This is a genomic window from Lysobacter capsici (assembly GCF_018732085.1).
GTDB classification, from domain to species: domain Bacteria; phylum Pseudomonadota; class Gammaproteobacteria; order Xanthomonadales; family Xanthomonadaceae; genus Lysobacter; species Lysobacter capsici_A.
This window is the reverse complement of record NZ_CP076103.1, coordinates 639122-656444: the sequence shown is the minus strand read 5'-3', so window position 1 is coordinate 656444 and position 17323 is coordinate 639122. Positions and strand designations below refer to the sequence as shown.

Below are 17323 nucleotides of genomic sequence, written 5' to 3'. Positions count from 1 at the left end.
AGGATGGCTGCCGTGGCAAGGGCGCGAGGTGATTGGACTTGCAGTCTAATGGATCGCCAAGGCGGATTCGCGCGACCGCGGCGGCTTGTTCATTAGTACTTTGGAGTTGTACCACCGGCCGTCGCCGGCACTTTGCCCAACCCGGCGGCGGACCTGTCGCGGGGCGTGCATGGGCCGGCCGCGCGCGCGACGGGGGCGGCGAAACGTGATCGGCGCTGCGGAAACCGACGCCTGCGTATGGCGGTCAGGGCGCATCGGCCGCCGCCTTGCCGGGCTGCACGGTGCTGCGCCACGCCTCCAGGAACTGGCGCCGCTTGAGCGCGTCGAGGTACACCAGCAGGCCCGGCCCCAGCGCGATCGGCCGCAGCGCGCGCACCCGCGCGCCGTCGCGCGCATGCGGCGACAGCGGGGCGCCGTCGGCGGCGCGGATCGGCTGCAGACCGACCTGACGGGCCAGCATGGCCTGGCCGCGCGGCGACAACAGATAGTCGAGAAACCGCCCGGCCTCGGCCGCGTTGGGCGCGGTGCGCGGGATCAGCGCGGTGCGCAGCAGGACCAGGGTGTAGTCCTCCGGCAGCACGATCCCGAGCGGCGCGCCGCCATCGACCCGGGCCTGGGCGTAGGAACCCAGCACGTTGTAGGCCAGGGCCAGGTCGCCGCGCGCGACCCGGTCGAGCAAGGGGCCGGTGCGTTCCTCCAGCTGGACCCGGTTGTCGCCGAGCGCGGCCTGCAGCGCGCCGGCCATGCTGCCGAGTTGGTGGTCCTGGGTCGCCAATAGATAGCCCACGCTGCTGCGGGCCACGTCGTAGGTGCCGACCCGACCGGCCAGCTTCGCCGCCGGGTCGCGCAACAGGGCCAGCAGTTGCCGGCGCGTGTGCGGCACCTGCTCGGGCCGCAGCAGGCGCTTGTTGTAGACGATCACCACAGGCTCGTAACTGATGCCGAAGGCTTCGTGCCGCCACTGCGACCACGCCGGCAGCGCGGCGGTGGCCGGCGAACGATGGGGCAGCGCATGGCCGTCGTTGGCCAGCTTGGTCTGCAGGTCCATGCCGCTGCTGATCAGCAGGTCGGCGCGATCGCCCGCGCCGCCGCGCAGGTGGCGGGTGTAGATGTCCTGCGCGACCAGGTCGGAATACTCGACCTGGGTGTTGGGATGCAGCCGCTGGTAGTCGGCGATGACCGCGGCGAAGTTCTCGATGTCGGTGGAACCGTGGATGCGCAGTTGCGCGGTGGCGGCTTGTGGCGCTTTGAAGGTGCGTACGTCGCCCGGGGCGGCGGCGGCAGGAGCGGAAAACGAGTTGAGAACGGCGAGCAACGAGCAAAGGCAAAAGCAGCGCGCGGCACTGTAGCGCGGGGCATTGCGCTGTTTCTCGTCTCTCACGTTTGTGCGCTCGCTTTTCAAATCACGCTCCTCGGCAGCCGCAACGTCACCACCAACCCGCCGCCGACCCGGTTGCTCAGGTCGATGCGGCCGCCGTGGCTGTCGACGATGCGTTTGACGATCGCCAAACCCAGGCCGGCGCCGCCCGAGGCCGCATCGCGGCCGCGCGCGAAACGTTCGAACACGGTCTGGGCATCGGCCGCGGCGATGCCCGGGCCGTGGTCGGCCACGGTCAGCACCGCGCTGGAGCCGGCGCCGCCCTCGCCCGCGGCCACGGTCAAGGCGATCTGCAACGGGCCGCCCGCTTGGCCGGGACGCGGCTGGCCGTGCTTGAGCGCGTTGTCGATCAGGTTCTTGATCGCCTCGCGCAGCAGCAGCGCATCGCCCTGCACGCGCACCGGGTCGCTGGTCACCGCCAGGTTCAGATCCGGGCGCGGGCCGGACTGCGGGATCGATTCGTACAGCGCCTGATGCAGCAGCTCGGCCAGATCGACGGTTTCGAACTGCTGCAAGTGCGAGCGATGGATCGCGCTGGCATCGCTGAGCAACTGGTTCAACAGCCGGCTCATGTGATTGGCGTTGCGTTCGATCATCACCAGGCTGCGGCGCTGTTCGGCCGGATCGTCTTCGTCCAGCGCCAGCTGCGCCTGCGCGCGCAGCGCGGCCAGTGGCGTGCGCATCTGATGCGCGGCGTCGCCCATGAACGCGCGCAGGGTTTCGTTGCTGGCCGCCAATCGGCCCATGAAGCGGTTCAAGGCGCCGACCAGTTCGCCCAGTTCCAGCGGCACCGAACCGGGCACCGGCTTGAGATCGGACGGTTCGCGAAGCGACAGATCGCGTTCGAGTTTCTGCAACGGCCGCAAGGCGCGATGCACGCCGACCCAGACCAGCGCCAGCGCCGCCAGCGACAGCACCACGATCGCGATCAGCGCGCGCAGCACCACATCGTCGGCCAAGGCTTCGCGCGCGATCCGCGTCTGCCCCACCTGCACGATCGCCTGCCCCTGGCTGGCCGGACCGGCGACCCAGCGCGACACCGCGACGAAACGCGTGCGCTCGCCCCGGTACATCGCATCGAACAGCTTCGGCTTGCCGTCCAGCGGCGGCGACGGCGGCGTGGGCAGGTCGGCGTAACCGGTGATGGTGCCGCCGTCGCGGCCGGCGCCTCGACTGCTGGAGACGCGGTAGTACACCCGATCCTCCGGCGCCATCGCCAGCAGGTCCAGCGCGGCGTAGGGCAGGTCGACCTGCCATTGCCCGTCGACCAGCGCGACGCTGTCGGCGATCGACAGCGCCGAGGCGATCAGCAGGTGATCGTAGGAACGATCGGCGGCCGCGCGACCGTAGCTGCGCGCGGCGAGGAACAGCAGCACCGCACCGATCAACGACAGCACGCCGAGGTACACCAGCAAGGTGCGGCGGATCGAATGCGGGCGCGCAGGCTCAGCCATCCGTCGGTTCCATCGCGGCATCGGCCGCTTCGATCATGTAACCGGCGCCGCGCACGGTGACGATGCGCAGCGGCGCGGCGGCCAGGCGCTTGCGCAGGCGGCCGACGTACAACTCGATCGCGTTCGGCCCGGCTTCGTCGTCGAAACCGAACAGGCCGTTGCCGATCTCGTCCTTGCTGACCACCTGGCCGAGCTTGCCGATCAGGATTTCCAGCAGGCGGAATTCGCGGTTCGGCAGTTCGATCGCCTCGCCGTCGAGGCTGACCCGATGCGCGCCGCTGTCGAAGGCGAAGCCGCCGATCTGCACGATCGCGCTGACCTGGCCGCGGTTGCGCCGCAGCAGCACCCGGCAGCGCGCTTCGAACTCGCGGAAATCGAACGGCTTGGCCAGGTAGTCGTCGGCGCCGGCATCGAGCGCCTGCACCCGGTCCTCGATGCCGTCGCGCGCGGTCAGCATCAACACCGGAGTGGCATCGCCGCGTTCGCGCAGGCCGGCGAGCAGGCCCAGCCCGCTCAATCGCGGCAGGCCGATGTCGAGCACGATCAGGTCGAAGCTTTGATACCGCAGCACGCTGGCGGCCTTGAGCCCGTCGGACTGCCAATCCAGCGCGTGCCCGTCGCGGCGCATGCGCCGGACGATCGCGTCGGCCAGATCGGCGTTGTCCTCCACCAACAGAATTCGCACCAGATGGACTCCGTCGCTCGGTCAGAAGCCGCAGTCAGGCAGCGGCCGGAAGAAACAGCATCGGCGATGACAGGTCTTTGACAGCTTGCGCCGCCTAGCCTGCGCTGGAGGGGTTGGGACAGGCCGTCCGGGCCGACCCAACTATAAGCGCAGTGAGCGCGCATGTCGCGCAAAACCGCGGGAAAAGCAGGGTCGGGAGAACCATTGATGGCTGTTGTCCACCACGCCGGCGCGTGCGTCGCGCTGTGCCTGCTCGCCGCGTCCGGCGGCGTCCATGCGCAAGATTCCGGCGAACGACCGGTCACCGCCGAACTCGGCGGCCGCATTCACTGGGACTTCGCCCAGTTCGACAACGACGGCCGCGGCGTCGCCAATCCCGACGACAACGAAGTACGCCGGCTGTGGCTCGACGTGTCGGGCAAGTTCTACGGCTGGGGCTACAAGATCGAAGGCGACTTCGCCGGGCTGCAGGACGAATTCACCGGCGACAGCGTCGAGGCCAAGGACGTCTATGTCACCCGGGACTTCAAGGCCGGCAAGCTGACGATCGGCCAGTTCAAGCAGTACTTCACCCTGGACGACCGGATCAGTTCGAACTACGGCGCGTTCATGGAGCGCAGCATGTTCGCAAGTTCGGTCGCGCCGCTGTATCGGTTAGGCGCGGCGTGGATCACCGCGGGCGAGGACTACACCCTCGGCGGCAGCGTCTACAGCCTGGAGAGCATCGACGTGTGGCAGGTCAAGGGCCGCGCACTCGGCGCGCGCGGCACCTGGGCGCCGCGCCACGACGACGGCGACACTCTGCATCTGGGCCTGTCGCTGGCGCGCGAGTCCTACGACCACCCCGGCCGCGACGGCGCCAACGGTCTGCGCATCGCGCCGCGCCCGGCCGGCCATCTGTCCGACAACAGCCGCGCCACGCTGGTGAATTTCAATCGCGGGCTCGATACCGATGTCGACAAATACTCGCTGGAGTTCGGGTTCACTCGCGGGCCTTGGTATCTGCAATCGGAAGTGAGCGGCGCGAATTTCGACGACGGCTCGCAACGTGGCGAGATCCGTTCGGCCTACGGCCTGGTCGGCTGGTTCATCACCGGCGAATCCACGCCGTACGACAGCAAATCCGGCCGCTTCGGCCGGGTCAAGCCCACGCGCAGCAGCGGCGCCTGGCAGCTGGCGGCGCGCTACGACACGATCCGCGGCAAGCAGCATTTGAATGGCGCGGCGAATTTCAGCGATGTGTCGATGGACCAGGTCAGCGTCGGGGTGAACTGGCATCTGCGCTCGAATCTGCGCTTCATGCTCGACTGGATCGACAGCCGCAATCGCGATCGGCTGGCGGATGTGACGCTGGATCGGACGCGCGCGGTTACCGGTCGGTTTCAGTACGACTTTTGAGAGCGCATGAAAATTCTCTATGCCCGCTTTCGATCCTTTGTGCTTTTGCTCGTCATTCCCGCGAAGGCGGGAATCCAGGGCCTTTCGTGCGAGAACGCTTGAAGTCTCTGGATTCCCGCGTTCGCGGGAATGACGGGATTAGGGTTTCGTCGTTCTACAAGGGAAGAGCCTTGTCGCTTGGCGGGATGAAAGCTCCATTGTTTCCGCACTAACACGCCCTGTCGCGTCGGTGCATTCAAAAGGAATAACCTCATGTTGACCGCGCTCGGCTTCGGCATGGTCCTCACCTTCATGTACCTGATCATGAGCAAGCGGCTGTCGCCGCTGGTGGCCTTGATCGTGATCCCGATCGCGTTCGCCCTGCTCGGCGGTTTCAGCGCCGGCATCGGCGAGATGATGATCGAGGGGATCAAGAAGATTGCGCCGACCGGCGTGATGCTGATGTTCGCGATCCTGTACTTCGGGGTGATGATCGACGCGGGCCTGTTCGATCCGATCGTGCGCCGCATCCTCAAGCTGGTGAAGGGCGATCCGGTCAAGATCGTGGTCGGCACCGCGGTGCTGGCGATGTTGATCTCGCTCGACGGCGACGGTTCGACCACCTACATGATCACCGTCTCGGCGATGCTGCCGCTGTACCAGCGCCTGCGCATGAACGCGCTCAACCTGACCTGCGTGACGATTCTCGCCGGCGGGGTGATGAACCTCACGCCCTGGGGCGGGCCGACCGCGCGCGCGGCGACCGCGCTGCACGTCGATCCCAGCGACGTGTTCGTGCCGCTGGTGCCGGCGATGGCGATCTCGCTGCTGGGCATCATCGTGCTGGCCTGGTACCTGGGCATCCGCGAACGCAGGCGGCTGGGTATCGTGACCTTGCCCGGTCACGGCGCGGACTGGAATCCCGACCTGGATACCGACAGCGACAACCTGCCCACGCTCGCCGACAGCGAAGACACCAAGCGGCCGAAGCTGCTGTGGGTCAACACCGCATTGACCGTGGCCTTGATGACCGCGCTGGTGCTCGGCGTGCTGCCGCTGCCGGTGTTGTTCATGATCGGCTTCGCGATCGCGCTGGTGATCAACTATCCCGACCTGGCCGAACAGCGCCGCCGCATCGGCAACCACGCCGGCAACGTGCTCGCGGTGGTGTCGCTGATCTTCGCCGCGGGCATCTTCACCGGGATCCTGTCGAACACCGGCATGGTCGAGGCGATGTCGCGCAGCTTCCTGGCGGTGATTCCCGATGCCTGGGGACCGTATCTCGCCGTGATCACCGCGATCGCGAGCATGCCCTTCACCTTCTTCATGTCCAACGACGCGTTCTATTTCGGCGTGCTGCCGATCCTGTCTGAGGCTGCGGGCCATTACGGCATCACGCCGGTGGAAATGGCGCGGGCCTCGCTCGCCGGACAGCCGGTGCATCTGCTCAGTCCCTTGGTGCCATCGACCTATCTGCTGGTCGGCATGGCCAACGTCGATTTCGCCGACCACCAGAAGTTCACCTTGAAGTGGGCGGTGTTGATTTCGTTGTTGTTGATGGTCGCTTCGCTCGCTTTCGCCCTATACCCCTTCGCTGCTTGATGGCTCCCTGTAGGAGCGGCGCGAGCCGCGACCGCGACATCGCGCTCACGACGCAGCCGTGAGGTCGCGGTCGCGGCTCGCGCCGCTCCTACCGTCGGATACCCAGCAACGCCTCACACAGGAACCGTTCGCCATGACACTCCGCATCGCCTACGTCACCAGCGGCATGGGCAGCCTCGGCACTGCGATCTGCCAAAAGCTCGCGCTCAACGGCCACACCGTAGTCGCCGGGTGCGGGCCGAATTCGCCGCGCAAGGCCGGCTGGCTGCGCGAGCAGCGCGAACTGGGCTTCGACTTCATCGCCTCGGAAGGCAACGCCGCCGACTGGGATTCCACGGTCGCCGCGTTCGCCAAGGTCAAGGCCGAGGTCGGCGAGGTCGACGTGCTGGTCAACAACGCCGGCGGCACCCGCGACATCCTGTTCCGGCAGATGACCCGCGAGGACTGGAACGCGGTGATGGCCGGCAATCTGCATACCTTGTTCAACATCACCAAGCAGGTGATCGACGGCATGTCATCGCGCGGCTGGGGACGCATCATCAACATCGCCTCGGTCAGCGCGCAGAAGGGCCAGATCGGCCAGGTCAACTACGCCACCGCGAAGTCGGCGATGCATGGCTTCACTCGCGCATTGGCGCAGGAGTTCGCCGCGCGCGGGGTCACGGTCAACACGGTGTCGCCCGGTTATGTCGCCAGCGCGGCGATCAGCGCGTTTCCGCCGGATGTGCTCGACCGGCTCGCCGCGTCGGTGCCGGTGCGGCGGCTGGGCAAGCCGGAGGAAGTCGCGAGCCTGTGCGCGTGGCTGGCTTGCGACGATGCGGCGTTCGTGACTGGCGCGGATTACGCGGTCAATGGCGGCCTGCATATGAACTGATCTCGCATCGAAGCGACTGTAGGAGCGCCGCAAGTCGCGACCGCGAAACGTCGCTCACGTCGTATGTGTGGTTCCGCGGTCGCGACTTGCGGCGCTCCTACAGTCAGATACGTAACGGTTGCATCGGTCTCAACCGATCTCGCTGAAATCGCCCTCAGCCATCTGATCCAGACGAATGCGATTGGCGAACAGCGAGAACGCCAGCATGCCGGCCAGGCCGTTCGCGCGGGTGATCCACGGCGGCATCCAGCGCGGCGGGGCCAGCACGCCGTCGTGGAACAAAGGCTCGAAGCGCTGGACATCGCCGAGGGTCATCTTGCCGGCGAACAGCCAACGGCACAGATGCAGCTTCTGCTGGCGCAAGGCCCAGCGGAAGAAGGTATGCACGCCGACCAGGCCGCGCAGGTACACGGTGTCCTTGGTGAACGCCGCGCCGCCGCCGGTCGGCACGCCGCGGAACACGCGCTGCGCGGAAGCGAAGCTTTCGCTCTGCGTCTGGCCGGCGTCGATGAAATAGCGGAACACTTCGATGAAGTCGGCGCCGTCGAGCGCCATCGCGACCGCGTCGATGCGCAGGCTCAGTCGCTTCATGCGGCCGATGTCGATGCTGCCGGTGATCTGCTCGGCGAAGGTCGCCAAGCCTTCCTGGGTGGCGGTGCTGCGCGGCGAGGACAGCGCCAGGCTCGGCAACACCGGTTGCTCGCGGCCGTTGAGCGCGGTCAGCGAATGCACGAAGGCTTCGTGTTGCAGCAACTGATGGCGATCGTAGTCGCTGAACGCCGCGCCGGTGCGCAGGCGGATGCGGGTCGCGCCGGCCGCGGCCTTGGCGATCAGGGTCGGATCGAGGACCACGTCGATCACGCGGGTGTCGAAGTAATCGTCGAGGTCGCGCTGCAACTGCAGGCTCAACGCGGTCGCGGAGATTTCCACGGTTTCCGCCGGCGACATCAGTTCGCGGTCGAGCTCGTTGGCGATGGAGATGAAATGGTTGGCCGCTTCGCGGGTGCTCGGGCCTTGCCCGGGCAGGGCGACATCGGGTTTGCCGAACAGCCGCACCGAGTAGTCGGTGACTTGCGGGGTGCCGAGGCATTCGAGCAACTGCGCGGCGATGCCCCAGGACTGCGCGGATTCGATCAGGTATTCGCCGAGCGGATGATCGGGGTCGGCCTCGTTCGCGACCGCCTCGAGTTCGGCGCGCACCTCGCTGAAATCGTGCTTGGGGTAGTCGATCACCGGCAATCGGGCGACGCCGCGCGCGTAATCGGCGAGGAACGGCGCTTCCAGCCCGGCCGGCCAACTGGCCATGGTCAGCAGCTTGATGCCGCGCGCGGCGCGGACCATGCGCGCGTCGAGCGCGGCGTGGTGCTGGATGTCGGGGGGGAGGCTGGGCGGGGGCGGCAGGCTCATGGGTGGATTCCGCGGGGGCGGTGGTGGTGGGGTGTTTGCGCCGTCGGTGAAGGCGGGGGCGACAGCACAAGCAAAAGCAAATCCCCCCTGCCCCCCTTTTGCAAAGGGGGTAGGCGATCGGCAGGGGTTGTCGCTGGCGGCAAGCGGCGATGGCGTTCGCTGTGGCGATCGCGTTCGCTGCAGTGATGAGGTTCGCCGTGGCGATGAGGTTCGCCGCGGCGATGGCGTTCGCTGAGATGATGGTGCTGGCCGTGGCGCTGATGACGCTCACCGCGCTCATCAAAGCGATCCCGTCGCACACCAAGCATCAAGACCGCCGCATCACCGCCCGCAACCCCGTGCTGTTCCCCCCTTTGCAAAAGGGGGGCAGGGGGGATTTGCTTTTGCTTTGCATCACGAGCAAGCAAACGACCCGCGCACGCGTAATCCCTCAAACCGCCGCGCTCAACGCCGCCCATGCTTATCGCCCGAACTCTTGTTCGAAGGCTTGCCCGAAGGCTTCCCAGGCGCCTTGATATCGGCCTTGTGCGCGCGCCGGTTGGCGAGCTTGCTGGCCGCACCCGACACCTCGCCGCTCAACTTCAGATAACTGGCGAACCGCTGCGGGTCGAGCTTGCCGCTCTCGATCGCCTCGCGCACCGCGCAACCCGGTTCGCTCGCGTGCGAGCAGTCGCGGAACTTGCATTGCTCGGCCAGCGCCTCGACATCGGCGAAATTCTCGGCCACGTCCTCTTCGCCGGTCGGCTTGAGTTCGCGCATGCCGGGCGTGTCGATCAGGCAGGCGCCCGACGGCAGCGGAATCAAGGCGCGGTGGGTGGTGGTGTGGCGACCGCGCGCGTCGCTTTCGCGGACCGCGCCGGTCTTCATGCGTTCGTTGCCGAGCAGGCTGTTGGTCAGGGTCGACTTGCCGGCGCCGGAGGACCCGACCAGCACCACGGTGCGCCCGGGCTTGAGCCACGGCGACATCGCCGCGACGCTGCTTTCGCGATCGCGCGCATTGACCGCGCGGATCGCCACGCCCTGCGCGAGTTCGATCAGCGCGCCGCTGGCTTCGGCGACCGCATGCTCGTTCGCGGCGAGCGCTTCGTCGGCCTTGGTCAGCACGATCACCGGCTCGGCGCCGCCGCGCACCAGCAACAGATAACGTTCGATCCGGCGCGGATTGAAGTCGCCGTCCAGCCCGCACACCACGAACACCGTGTCGATGTTCGCCGCGATCAGCTGCTGCTTGTAGTGCTCGCCGGCCGCGCCGCGCTTGATCGCGCTGTAGCGCGGCAGCAAGGCCACGACCTTGGCGCGTTCGGGCTCGCCCTCGACCAGCATCCAGTCGCCGACCCCGGGCCGCTGCTCGGGCGCGAGCGAACCTTTCTTGTAGTTGGCCGCGCGCTGCCACTCGGGCAGGGACTCGACCCGGTAGCCGCTGTCGGGGCCGTCGGAGACCACGTAGCCGCTGCGGTGCTGCTCGGTGACCCGCGCCGGGCGGGCCTGCGGGTGGTCGGCGAGGGCCTGGCGCCAGACCGGGTCGGCCGGCAACGGGTCTTCGGCCGTGATCGGCCAGCCGATCGCCTGCAAGGCGGCGAGTTCAGGAGTCAAAGGCGCGACAGGCATTGGGCATGGCGCGATTCTACATAGGCCGGGCGTGGGTTTTGGGCCGGATCGGCCGATCCATCCGCCGGTTTGCGGGCCGATCCCGCCCCGGCGCCGCCGGCCCGGTCGCCGAAGCGTGCCGCCGGCCGCAAACCGATGCGCTCCGCCAACCCCACCCCCAGCTGAATACTCGTGCCGATTCAGCTAGTCTGGACGCCACTTTCATCGACCCCGACCCGCCGCGATGTCCTTGCCGCCCCTGAAAACCCGCGAACGCCTGTCCGAAGTCCGTTACGAAATCCGCGGTGAATTGGCCCGGCGAGCCCGCGAGCTGGAGGCCCAGGGCCGCAAGCAGATCAAGCTCAACATCGGCAATCCCGGCGCGTTCGGTTTCCGCGCCCCCGAGCACCTGCAGCGCGCGATCGCCGACCACATCGCCGATACCGATCCCTACACCCACCAGCAAGGCCTGCCGGCCGCGCGCGAAGCCATCGCCGCCTTCCACAAGAAGCGCGGCACGCCCAACGCCTCGCCCGAACGCGTGTTCGTCGGCAACGGCGTGAGCGAGTTGATCGACCTGTCGCTGCGCGCCCTGCTCAATCCCGGCGACGAAGTGCTGCTGCCCTCGCCCGACTACCCGCTGTGGTCGGCCGCGACCATCCTCAACGACGGCCGTCCGGTGTATTACCGCTGCCAGCCCGAGAACGGCTTCCTGCCCGACCCGGACGAGATCGAGCAACTGGTCTCCAGCCGCACCCGCGCGATCGTGCTGATCAACCCGAACAACCCGACCGGCGCGGCCTATCCGCGCGAGTTGATCGAACGCATCGTCGCCATCGCCGCCAAGCACAAGCTGCTGCTGATGTGCGACGAAATCTACGACTCGATCCTTTACGACGGCGCGCAGTTCGTGCCGGTCGCGCCGATCGCCGGCGATCTGCCGTGCCTGAGCTTCGGCGGCCTGTCCAAGGTGCATCGCGCCTGCGGCTGGCGCGTGGGCTGGGCGGTGCTGTCGGGCGATCCGGTCGCCAGCGGCGATTTCCATCACGCCATGGACCTGCTCGGCGCGCTGCGCCTGTGCGCCAACGTGCCGGGCCAGTTCGCGATCGAGGCCGCGCTCAACGGCGAAGACACCATCGCGCCGCTGTGCGCGCCGGGCGGCCGCTTGTTCGAAGCGCGCCGCGCGGTGATCGAAGCGGTCGAAGCCAGCAAGCACCTGCAACTGGTCAAGCCGGCCGGCGCGCTGTACGCGTTCCCGGCCGTGGTCGGCGCCGCCGCGCAAGGCTTCGACGACCACCGCTTCGCGCTGGAACTGCTGGAAACCGAGGACGTGCTGGTCGTACCCGGCTCCAGCTTCAACGTGCCCTACCGCAATCACTTCCGGGTGACCCTGCTGCCGCAGCCGGCCGACGTGCGCGAAGTGTTCGGCCGGATCGAGCGCGTGCTGGACCTGCACGCACAGCGCGCCGAACACAACGCGCAGGCGCTGTCCGCCGCGGTCGCCTGAGCCGTCGGTGACCCAACTCCGTTACCTCGCGCTGGGCGACAGCTACACCATCGGCGAAGCGGTCGCCGAGTCGGGCCGCTGGCCGGTGCAACTGGCGGCCGGCCTGAGCGAACGCGGCGTCGCGGTGGCGACGCCGCGCATCATCGCCACCACCGGCTGGACCACCGACGAACTCGCGCTCGCGCTGGACCTGGCCGAGCCGCTGGGCGAGTGGGATTTCGTCAGCCTGCTGATCGGGGTCAACAACCAGTACCGCGGCCGCGGCGCCACGCAATACGCGAGCGAGTTCCGCGAACTGCTCGAACGCGCGATCGGTTATGCGCACCGCCGCAGCGACCGCGTGCTGGTGCTGTCGATTCCCGACTGGGGCGCGACCCCGTTCGGCGCGACCGACAAGCGCGGCCCGGCCGCGATCGGCGCCGAACTCGACGTGTTCAACATCACCGCCAGCGAGATCTGCGCGCGGCACGGGGTCGCTTTCGTCGACATCACCCCGGGCTCGCGCGAAGGCGCCCGGCAGACCGGGATGATCGCCGAGGACGGCCTGCATCCGTCGGCGGCGATGTACGCGCAGTGGACCGCGCAGGCGTTGCCGGTGGCGATGGACATGCTGCGCGGGCAGTCGGCCTGAGCGTATCTCCCGGGCAGCCCCCTGTAGGAGCGGCGCCAGCCGCGACCGCGACACCGCGCTTGCCTCGTAACCTTGATGTCGCGGTCGCGGCTCACGCCGCTCCTACCATCGACTACCCCGCAACGCACCGAACCACCCAGATTTCCCCATCCGCGCCCACAGTGCCAAACTGCCCGACCACCCCAGCGACGCGGCCTTCAACCAGCGATGACCCCAGCGGCCCAAGCCATGGCTCCAGGACAGGCGTTGCACATCGCCCGCGCCTACCTGCCCGAACACCCGCTCGGTAATCGCTGGGACTATTACTACAGCCGCGCCAAGCTCAGCAGCGATCCGCTCTACCCCGGCGTCAGCGACGCCCTGCGCGGCACCGATGCGCCCTTGCTGGACCTGGGCTGCGGGCTGGGCCTGCTCGCCCACACCCTGTACGCCGACGGCATCCGCCTGCCCTACTACGGCGTCGACAGCGACGCGGCCAAGATCCGTCGCGCGATTCGCGCCGCGACCAAGGTCGGACTCAAGGACACCCGCTTCGACACCATGGACCTGTCGCGCGAATTGCCCGTACACCGCGGCAGCGTGGTGATCCTCGACGTACTGCAGTTCATCCCCTATCCGGCCCAGGCGCAGGCGATCGACCAGATGATCGCGATGCTCACGCCCGGGGCGAAACTGGTGATCCGCACCGGCCTGGACGACGGCACCGGACGCGCGCGCATCACCCGCGCGGTGGATCTGTTTTCGCGCGCGCTGGGCTGGATGAATGCGATGCCGCGTTATTACCCCGATGGCGAAGCGCTGCGCGCGCGATTGCTCGCGGCGGGGTTGCAAGTGGAGTTCACGCCGTTGTTCGGGCGCACGCCGTTCAACAACTGGCGGATCGTGGCTTCGAAGTAAATCGCAGCTGCGATCGTCGCGATGCTGCGAGGTTTCTTGTGGGAGGGGCTTCAGCCCCGATGCTATTCGATCAGCTGCGATGAAGCCACGCTACGATCGGAGCGAAAAGCATCGGGGCTGAAGCCCCTCCCACAAAAAACCTCTCGCATCGGTATCGCTTGAGGTTGCCGGTCGGTTACGGCAATACCGGCACTTCTGGCAAATAGATTGCAATCTCGGCGATAGCGAAACCACTAAGTATTTTGTGGGAGGGGCTTCAGCCCCGACGCTGTTCGATCAGCTGCGATGAAGCCACGCTGCGATCGGAGCGAAAGGCACCGGGGCTGAAGCCTCTCCCACAAAAAACCTCCAGCATCGGTATCGCCTGAGGTTGCCTAGCCTGTTACGGCAATACCGGCACTTCTGGCAAATAGATTGCAATTTCGGCGATAGCGAAACCACGAAGTACTTTGTGGGAGGGGCTTCAGCCCCGCCGCTGTTCGATCAGCGGCGATGAAGCCACGCTGCGACCGGAACGAAAGGCATCGGGGCTGAAGCCCCTCCCACAAAAAACCTCCCGCATCGGTATCGCTTCCGATTGCGTGACCAGTTACCGCACCACCGGCACCACGCACCGATACCCCAGCGCCTGCAAGCGCGCCAACAGCATCGCCATCGTCTCGACATTGCGCCCGTGCCGCGCACCTTCGTGCATCAGCACGATCGCGCCGGGCGACAGGCCGCGTTCGATCCGCGCCACCACCGTGGCCGGGTCGGCGGCGACCGCGTCGAAGCCGCGCGCGGTCCAGGCCACGCGCGCCAGGCCGCAATCGCGCAGCCAGCGCGCGGTGAACGGATTGGCCATGCCGACCACTGCGCGGAACCAGCGCAGCGGATAACCGGGCAACAGTTCGCGCAAGCTGCGGTCGGCGTCGACAATCTGCCGTCGCATCGCCGCCGGTCCCAAGCGCCAGAACGCCGCCGAAGGATGATCGGCGCTGTGATGGCCGATGCCGTGGCCGCGCTGCACGATCTGCGCCAGCAGGTCCGGCCGCGCGCGCGCGCGTTCGGCGACGACGAAGAAGGTGGCCTTGACCGCATGCGCGTCGAGCAGGTCGAGCATCGCCGGGGTGTCGGCCGAGGGGCCGTCGTCGATGGTCAGCCAGACCTCGCGCTCGCGCGTCGGCAAACGGCTCAGGACCGGCCCGAACAAGCGTGAGCGCGGCCACAAGGTGCCCCAGAACATGACCGCGTGGGTGACCAGCAGCGCCGGCAAGCCGATTCGCCAGCCCCAGCCCAGCCACAGCCCGATCACGCCCAGTTGCGAGGCGGCGAACAGCCACACCCAGACGAAGGGTCGGCGCGGCGGGCGATGGACGACGGTCGGGTTCATCAAGCGGCGGGAAGGCTCGGGAATCGGGAATCGGGAATCGGGAATCGGGAATCGGGAATCGGGAATCGGGAATCGGGAATCGGGAACAGCTCAGCACGGCGTGGCGGTTGTGCAAGCGCTGGGGGCCGTCGTGATGGCAATGTGGACCGATTCGGCATAGCCGGCATGCCGAGCGTGCCCCGCCCGATGCCGCATCCTACCTTGCGGCGGCATCGCGCCGCCCCCATGTGGGCATCAATCCCGCCAGACAGACCGCCATGTCCCTCGATCCCGCCCTGCGTTCGCGCATCGAAACCCTGCTCCAGTCCAACCGCGTAGTGCTGTTCATGAAGGGCGAGCCGAACGCGCCGCAGTGCGGCTTCTCGGCCAAGGCCGTCGGCGCGCTGAACGCGCTGCTGCCGCAGGGCTACGCCCACATCGACGTGCTGTCGAACCCGGACCTGCGCGAAGGCATCAAGGTCTACGGCGAATGGCCGACCATTCCGCAGCTGTATATCGACGCGCAACTGGTCGGCGGCAGCGACATCATCGAGCAGATGGCCGGCAACGGCGAACTGCACGGTCTGCTCGGCCTGCCGGCGCCGGACCGCAGCCCGCCGAAGCTCAGCATCACCCCGGCCGCGGCGCAGATGCTGCGCGACGCGGTCGCCAACGCCGGCGAGAATTTCGCCGTGCAGCTCGACGTCGACGCGCGCCATAACGTGCGCCTGCAGCTGGCGCCGGTCGATGCCGACGCGGTCGCGGTGGAAATCAACGGCGTGCGCGTGCAGACCGACTGGATCAACGCGCGCCGCGCCGACGGCGTGTCGATCGACTGGGCCGACGACGAACGCGGCCGCGGCCTGGTGATCACCAACCCCAACGCGCCGCCGCCGGTGCAGTCGATCGCACCGGAGCAGGCGCGCGAACGCGTCAGCGCCGGCAGCCTGCGCCTGGTCGACGTGCGTCCGGCCGACGAACGCGCGATCGCCCAGGTCGGCGTCGCCTTCGACACCTTCGATGCCGGCGCCGACGCGCTGGAATCGCTGCCCAAGGACACGCCGCTGGCATTCCTGTGCCATCACGGCGGACGCAGCGCGCAGGCGGCCGAGCACTTCCGCCAGCAGGGCTTTACCCAGGTCTACAACGTGATCGGCGGCATCGATGCGTGGGCCGATCTGGATGGGGCGATCGCGAAGTACTGATTCGCCGCGAATGGGTTGAACGACGGCCGCGATGCCTGGTATCGCGGCCGTTTTTGTTTCCGCGTCATTCGACACGCGCCGCGAATCTTCGATAGCGCTCTGCAGGAGCAGCGCGAGCCGCGACCGCGGCACACGCATGACGGCGCAAGCGCGGCTTATGAGCCGCAACAGGCATGGTGCAGCCTTAGCCTACCGTCACCACGAATCCTCGACAGCCCCCGGCAGGAGCGGCGCAAGCCGCGACCGCGAATCGCGCATGTCGGCGCAAGCGCGGCGTTTGATGTGTTACAGGCTTGTTGCGGCCTTCCGTAACGGTCGATATGTCGCGGTCGCGGCTCGCGCCGCTCCTACAGGGGCCTCGATGCAATTGCGCGAATCGCCGGCTGCGTCGCTCAGCCCTTGAAGCCGCCATCGTCGAGATAGGCCTGCTCCTCGGCTGTGGTCTGTCGCCCCAGCGCCGCATTGCGATGCGGGAAGCGCCCGAAGCGCTCGATGATCTGCAGATGCTTGACCGCCCATTGCGCGACATCGGTGCCGTCGTCGTTCGCCGGCAGGGCGCGGTGCAGCTCGACCGATCGACGCTGATCGTCGATGGCTTCGGAATGTTCGAACGGCAGATAGAAAAACGCGCGCAGCGCCGGCTCGATGCGTTGATCGTGACCGAGTTCCAGCGCGCGCCGCGCATAGTGCCGCGCCAGCGGATCGGTCGCGTAGGAATGCGCGCTGTCGCGGAACACGTTGCGCGGGATCTGGTCGAGCAGGATCAGCAGCGCCAACGCCGATTCGGCGTCGCGTTCGACCCAGTCGTCGTGTTCGCGGCGCGCGGCCGCATGGTGCGCTTCGAGAAAGCCGCCGCGGCATTGCTGGTCGAAATGATCGCTGCGGTCGAACCATCGGGCGGGGCCGGCGTTGCGCCAGAACACGACGACTTCTTGGGCGGTGACGGGCATGCGGGGGCTCGCGGGAGGTGATGAACAAACCCTAGCAAACAATCGGTGATGAGGCACGACCGGTTCAACCTAACCGACCGCGCACTGACGCAACGCACGATGTCGGCTCGGCGAATGACGGACTGGCGTTATCGGCCTCTTTCACGGAAGCGGCCCCCCATGTGGAGGCGTTGCATCGACCATCGACTGTAGGAGCGGCGCGAGCCGCGACCGCGACATCACGATTACGACGCAAGCGTGGTTTCGCGGTCGCGGCTCGCGCCGCTCCTACAGTCGGAATTAAGGCCCGCGATGGCTGACACTTAACTTTCAAGGACGGCGCCTGGGCGCCTAAGTATTTCCATGACCTGCCACAACTGTCCTACCGTCATTCCCGCGAACGCGGCAATCCAGCGACTTTCGTGCGAGAACGTTTGAA

15 protein-coding genes and 1 pseudogene are annotated in these 17323 nt (G+C 67.5%); 9 read left to right on the top strand and 7 right to left on the bottom strand.

Annotation, left to right across the window (positions count from 1 at the left end; translation table 11 throughout):
- Positions 1-244: 244 nt before the first annotated feature.
- From KME82_RS02660 to KME82_RS02650, 3 genes are all read right to left on the bottom strand, one after another.
- A complete protein-coding gene (locus KME82_RS02660) occupies positions 245-1315 on the bottom strand; it encodes an ABC transporter substrate-binding protein (protein ID WP_215498942.1) in 1071 nt (356 codons plus the stop codon).
- Positions 1316-1398: 83 nt separating this feature from the next.
- Positions 1399-2832 carry a sensor histidine kinase gene (locus KME82_RS02655; RefSeq protein ID WP_215497154.1) on the bottom strand — a complete coding sequence of 478 codons (1434 nt, stop codon included), beginning with the start codon at positions 2830-2832 and terminating at the stop codon, positions 1399-1401.
- The gene (locus tag KME82_RS02650) at positions 2825-3517 is read right to left on the bottom strand and encodes a response regulator transcription factor (protein WP_215497153.1); all 693 of its coding nucleotides are present in this window, start codon (positions 3515-3517) and stop codon (positions 2825-2827) included. Before KME82_RS02650 ends, KME82_RS02655 begins: the two co-directional genes overlap by 8 nt.
- Positions 3518-3724: 207 nt before the next feature.
- Between KME82_RS02650 and KME82_RS02645 the strand changes: the two genes are divergently transcribed.
- From KME82_RS02645 to phbB, 3 genes are all read left to right on the top strand, one after another.
- Positions 3725-4915 (top strand): OprO/OprP family phosphate-selective porin, encoded by a 1191-nt coding sequence (locus KME82_RS02645; protein WP_215497152.1) that lies wholly within the window; start codon positions 3725-3727, stop codon positions 4913-4915.
- A 252-nt stretch (positions 4916-5167) separates the two neighbouring features.
- Positions 5168-6496 (top strand): CitMHS family transporter, encoded by a 1329-nt coding sequence (locus KME82_RS02640; protein ID WP_215497151.1) that lies wholly within the window; start codon positions 5168-5170, stop codon positions 6494-6496.
- A gap of 133 nt (positions 6497-6629) precedes the next feature.
- Complete coding sequence (phbB, locus tag KME82_RS02635; RefSeq protein WP_215497150.1) at positions 6630-7370, top strand: acetoacetyl-CoA reductase; 741 nt, start codon at positions 6630-6632, stop codon at positions 7368-7370.
- 129 nt (positions 7371-7499) lie between these two features.
- Here the strand turns inward: phbB and KME82_RS02630 are convergent, their stop codons facing one another.
- A complete protein-coding gene (locus KME82_RS02630) occupies positions 7500-8777 on the bottom strand; it encodes a flavohemoglobin expression-modulating QEGLA motif protein (RefSeq protein WP_215497149.1) in 1278 nt (425 codons plus the stop codon).
- A 149-nt stretch (positions 8778-8926) separates the two neighbouring features.
- Here KME82_RS02630 and KME82_RS02625 point away from each other — a divergent pair, with 149 nt between their 5' ends.
- Positions 8927-9292, top strand: coding sequence for a hypothetical protein (locus tag KME82_RS02625; protein WP_215497148.1), 366 nt, complete (start codon positions 8927-8929; stop codon positions 9290-9292).
- Here KME82_RS02625 and rsgA read toward each other — a convergent pair.
- The gene (rsgA, locus tag KME82_RS02620) at positions 9222-10385 is read right to left on the bottom strand and encodes a ribosome small subunit-dependent GTPase A (RefSeq protein ID WP_215497147.1); all 1164 of its coding nucleotides are present in this window, start codon (positions 10383-10385) and stop codon (positions 9222-9224) included. The genes KME82_RS02625 and rsgA overlap by 71 nt on opposite strands.
- 223 nt (positions 10386-10608) lie before the next feature.
- Between rsgA and KME82_RS02615 the strand changes: the two genes are divergently transcribed.
- The 4 genes and pseudogenes from KME82_RS02615 to KME82_RS26970 all read left to right on the top strand — a co-directional run.
- Positions 10609-11871, top strand: coding sequence for a pyridoxal phosphate-dependent aminotransferase (locus KME82_RS02615; protein WP_215497146.1), 1263 nt, complete (start codon positions 10609-10611; stop codon positions 11869-11871).
- A gap of 7 nt (positions 11872-11878) precedes the next feature.
- Positions 11879-12502, top strand: a complete 624-nt coding sequence (locus KME82_RS02610) for an SGNH/GDSL hydrolase family protein (protein ID WP_215497145.1) — start codon at positions 11879-11881, stop codon at positions 12500-12502.
- A gap of 228 nt (positions 12503-12730) precedes the next feature.
- Positions 12731-13399 carry a methyltransferase domain-containing protein gene (locus KME82_RS02605; protein ID WP_215497144.1) on the top strand — a complete coding sequence of 223 codons (669 nt, stop codon included), beginning with the start codon at positions 12731-12733 and terminating at the stop codon, positions 13397-13399.
- A gap of 89 nt (positions 13400-13488) precedes the next feature.
- Positions 13489-13605: pseudogene (locus KME82_RS26970) on the top strand (DUF6053 domain-containing protein); the annotation flags it as partial.
- Between the two features lie 383 nt (positions 13606-13988).
- Here the strand turns inward: KME82_RS26970 and KME82_RS02600 are convergent.
- Entirely contained in the window at positions 13989-14774 is a 786-nt protein-coding gene (locus KME82_RS02600) for a polysaccharide deacetylase family protein (RefSeq protein WP_430538780.1), read from the bottom strand.
- Between the two features lie 254 nt (positions 14775-15028).
- Between KME82_RS02600 and KME82_RS02595 the strand changes: the two genes are divergently transcribed.
- On the top strand, positions 15029-15955 hold the full coding sequence (locus KME82_RS02595; protein ID WP_215497142.1) for a glutaredoxin domain-containing protein: 927 nt from the start codon (positions 15029-15031) through the stop codon (positions 15953-15955).
- 392 nt (positions 15956-16347) lie between these two features.
- On the opposite strand, the gene KME82_RS02590 is transcribed toward KME82_RS02595, so the two are convergent.
- The gene (locus tag KME82_RS02590; protein ID WP_215497141.1) at positions 16348-16905 is read right to left on the bottom strand and encodes a DUF924 family protein; all 558 of its coding nucleotides are present in this window, start codon (positions 16903-16905) and stop codon (positions 16348-16350) included.
- Positions 16906-17323 lie beyond the last annotated feature (418 nt).